A 2,986-nucleotide genomic window follows, 5' to 3' on the forward strand; every position below is an offset into this window, starting at 1 on the left:
AGATTTGTATAAGAGACAGGTGCAGGCAGGCGGGGAGTCCGGCGGAGATGCCGGTGGCGAGGATCAGTCCGAAGATGAGGAGTTGGGGCCCGAGGGGGCCGTCGTGGATGGGCCAGCAGACGAGGGCGGCGGCGAGGGCGCTGAGGGTGGGGACGCAGATCGCGGCGGCGACGAGCCGGAGGGAGCGGTTCACGCCACGTCGGCGGCGCGGGGGCGGCTGGGGGTCTGGACGGTGAGGAAGCGGGGGGTGGGCAGGGCCTGGACGTGGGTGGGCTTGGTGGTCCACTCGCAGCCGCCGGCCTCGTGACGGAGGTAGACGAGGCCGGCGAGGGTGTCCATGTAGACGGCTTCGAGAGGCTTGCCGGAGGTGTCGAGGTGCGCGAGGTCGCGCACGATCTCGCCGATGACGGGCTTGTACGCGGGAATGCGGGGGTGCGAGGGCATGTTGGCTCCACTGGTTGCACTGTGCGTTGGGATCACTACGACCCGTATCCATGGTGGAGCTGGAGAGGCTACGATCGGAAGGTCTTCAACTCTCTAGTTCACGCTGCTTTAAGTGGGGCGATCTTGAAGCGCATCACACTTGACCCGACGTCATCTCCACTTGCCGCCTTCGCTGTTCAACTTCGCAGGTTGCGCGAGGCGCAAGGACTCACTCAGGTCGAACTCGGCACGCTAGTTCGATACTCCAGCGTCTACATCTCGAACGTGGAGACGGCAAAGCAGGCCCCCAGCTTAAAGTTCGTCCAGCGGGCCGACGAGGCACTGACAGCCGGCGGGGCGTTGGAGCTGCTGTGGTGGAGCTGGAAGAACGGAGCCCTGATCCCGGGATTCCCCGAGTACACCACCAAGGAGCGCGAGGCGATCTGCATACGGCTCTTCGAGACGAGCATGGTGCCGGGCGTCCTGCAACACCCGGACTACTCCTCTGCCTACGAGGCTGCCATCGTGCGCCGAGGCGAGGCCACTCGCACTCAAGCCGATGAACGACTTCAACTCCTCACAGCTCGGAAGAAGTTGCTGGAGCGGACTATGACCATCCATGTGGTTCTGGATGAGGCTGTCCTCCATCGGCCGATCGGCGGTGCAGGTGTCATGGTGCAGCAGATGACCCACCTGGAGAGCTTGTCTGCTCAGCCGAACGTCGTCCTCCAGGTAGCACCGTTCGGCCTGGGTGCAGAGCGCCCCTTCTCGCACTCGGTAACGCTGCTTACCATGCCCAATCGGGCGATGGTCGGATACACCGAGACGCTTCAGCGTGGCTACTTGGAGCAGGATGCCGAGATCGTCGCAGGCTGGGCAAGAAAGTACGATCGACTCCAGGTGGACGCACTTCCCCGGGCGGACAGCCTGACCATGATTCATGAGGCACGGAAGGAACTTGAACGCCATGCACGTTGATCTATCGGGCGCCAGGTGGCGCAAGAGTTCACACAGCAACGGCGGAGGCGGATGCATCGAGGTTGCCGATGGATACGCCGGTGTCATGCCCGTTCGCGATTCCAAGGACCCTCAGGGTCCCTCCCTCCTCTTCCCCGCCGACGCCTGGCAGTCCTTCGTCACCGCCGTCCAGGATGGCGAGTTCGGCACCGTCTGAACCCCAGCACCACCGGTGAGCCCCGACCGCTGAACCGGTCGGGGCTCACCTTGCTCTCCACCCGTGCGCGTACTCAATGTTCAGAACGCCGGGCCCCTTCACCGGCCCCTTCGCCGTCAGATCCCCCGCGTGATGCAGCATGACGCTGTCGTACGGCGACCACGGAGTCCCCGCCAGCGCGCGAGCCGGACCCTCCCGCACCAGCGAATGCACCCGCGCCCCCGTCCACCGGAACGCCTCCGCGCTCCCGGTCAAGAACAACGTCTCGGCCGCGAACCCGAACCTCAACTCGTCCCGCCGCCAGTCCTCCGGCTCCGTCTCCCCCGAGAAGTCCGTCTCCGGGATCTCCATCACCTGCGACTGCCCCGCTCCCAACCTCCCCCGCACCGCCTTCCACCGCGACACCGGAAACCCCAACCCGTTCTGCACCAGCACCAGATCCACCACCGACGACCTGAACCACCCAGGCAGCCCGCCAGGCCCCTCGCGCTCCGCCCGCAGCGGCACATACACCAGCGACCGCCGCGACCGCGCCGCCAACCCCCATGCCGCCGCCGTGCTCCGCGCCCCCTCCAGGTCCACGAACATGTCCAGCGACCATTCCTTCCGGAACAGCACGGCCCGCCCCGACCTCGGAACGGCCTTCACCACCCGGTACTCCTCATCACCGTGCCGCACCCGGTGGACCGTCGTCCTCAATTCCACCCGGCAGTCCTACCCCGCCCGGACGCCATCTGTCCCCCGACTTTCCCTTCCCCTACCGTGGATCTCAGGCCTACAGAAGGGAACTCCTGGACCATGTCGTGGCGGAAGAGCACCTACAGCGACGGTGGCGGCGGCTGCATCGAGATCGCCGACGACTCCCCCGGCCTCGTCCCCGTCCGTGACTCCAAGAACCCCGCCGGCCCCGCCCTCCTCTTCCCCACCGACGCCTGGCGCGCCTTCGTCACCGCCGTCAAACAGGACGAGTTCGACATCCTCTGACACCCGGCATTCCCTTCACCTACCGTGGACCTCAGGCCAACAGAAGGGAACTCCCGGACCATGTCGTGGCGGAAGAGCACTCACTGCGGCCAAGGCGGCGACTGCGTCGAGGTCGCCGACGACCACCCCGGCCTTGTACCCGTCCGACACTCCCAGGACCCCGCCGGCCCCGCCCTCCTCTTCCCCACCGACGCCTGGCGCGCCTTCGTCACCGCCGTCAAGCACGACGAGTTCGACATCCTCTGACAACCCGGCCCCCTCCCCCTACCGTGGACCTCAGGCCAACAGAAGGGAACTCCCGGACCATGTCGTGGCGGAAGAGCACCTACAGCGGCCAAGGCGGCGAATGCGTCGAGATCGCCGACGACCACCCCGGCCTCGTCCCCGTCCGACACTCCCAGGACC

At 66.5% G+C, this 2,986-nt stretch carries 8 protein-coding genes; 5 read left to right on the forward strand and 3 right to left on the reverse strand.

The window, feature by feature from the left end; translation table 11 throughout:
- Together ADK60_RS46795 and ADK60_RS44950 are read right to left on the reverse strand one after the other, a co-directional pair.
- Window positions 1-193, reverse strand: a 193-nt coding sequence (locus ADK60_RS46795) for a hypothetical protein (RefSeq protein WP_234371191.1), incomplete at its 3' end; no start/stop codon positions are given.
- Complete coding sequence (locus ADK60_RS44950) at window positions 190-444, reverse strand: hypothetical protein (protein WP_053648001.1); 255 nt, start codon at window positions 442-444, stop codon at window positions 190-192. The genes ADK60_RS44950 and ADK60_RS46795, both read right to left, overlap by 4 nt.
- 123 nt (window positions 445-567) lie before the next feature.
- Between ADK60_RS44950 and ADK60_RS20700 the strand changes: the two genes are divergently transcribed.
- Window positions 568-1,401 carry a helix-turn-helix domain-containing protein gene (locus ADK60_RS20700; RefSeq protein WP_159400517.1) on the forward strand — a complete coding sequence of 278 codons (834 nt, stop codon included), beginning with the start codon at window positions 568-570 and terminating at the stop codon, window positions 1,399-1,401.
- Window positions 1,391-1,597, forward strand: a complete 207-nt coding sequence (locus ADK60_RS20705) for a DUF397 domain-containing protein (RefSeq protein WP_053648004.1) — start codon at window positions 1,391-1,393, stop codon at window positions 1,595-1,597. Before ADK60_RS20700 ends, ADK60_RS20705 begins: the two co-directional genes overlap by 11 nt.
- A 45-nt stretch (window positions 1,598-1,642) precedes the next feature.
- Here the strand turns inward: ADK60_RS20705 and ADK60_RS20710 are convergent, their stop codons facing one another.
- Window positions 1,643-2,302 (reverse strand): hypothetical protein, encoded by a 660-nt coding sequence (locus ADK60_RS20710; protein ID WP_053648006.1) that lies wholly within the window; start codon window positions 2,300-2,302, stop codon window positions 1,643-1,645.
- A 93-nt stretch (window positions 2,303-2,395) separates the two neighbouring features.
- On the opposite strand from ADK60_RS20710, the gene ADK60_RS20715 reads away from it, so the two are divergent.
- The 3 genes from ADK60_RS20715 to ADK60_RS42220 all read left to right on the forward strand — a co-directional run.
- Complete coding sequence (locus ADK60_RS20715) at window positions 2,396-2,581, forward strand: DUF397 domain-containing protein (protein WP_053648009.1); 186 nt, start codon at window positions 2,396-2,398, stop codon at window positions 2,579-2,581.
- Between the two features lie 60 nt (window positions 2,582-2,641).
- Window positions 2,642-2,827, forward strand: coding sequence for a DUF397 domain-containing protein (locus tag ADK60_RS20720; RefSeq protein WP_053648011.1), 186 nt, complete (start codon window positions 2,642-2,644; stop codon window positions 2,825-2,827).
- 59 nt (window positions 2,828-2,886) lie between these two features.
- Window positions 2,887-2,986 (forward strand): DUF397 domain-containing protein (locus tag ADK60_RS42220; RefSeq protein WP_159400518.1); only part of this gene is annotated, 100 nt, incomplete at its 3' end.

This window comes from Streptomyces sp. XY431 (assembly GCF_001279805.1).
Classification (GTDB): domain Bacteria; phylum Actinomycetota; class Actinomycetes; order Streptomycetales; family Streptomycetaceae; genus Kitasatospora; species Kitasatospora purpeofusca.

Bases quoted from the DNA above. Each gene is read 5' to 3' on its own strand.
- ADK60_RS44950 (WP_053648001.1), bottom strand. From the start codon at position 444: ATGCCCTCGCACCCCCGCATTCCCGCGTACAAGCCCGTCATCGGCGAG.
- ADK60_RS20720 (WP_053648011.1), top strand. From the start codon at position 2,642: ATGTCGTGGCGGAAGAGCACTCACTGCGGCCAAGGCGGCGACTGCGTC.
- ADK60_RS20705 (WP_053648004.1), top strand. From the start codon at position 1,391: ATGCACGTTGATCTATCGGGCGCCAGGTGGCGCAAGAGTTCACACAGC.
- ADK60_RS20715 (WP_053648009.1), top strand. From the start codon at position 2,396: ATGTCGTGGCGGAAGAGCACCTACAGCGACGGTGGCGGCGGCTGCATC.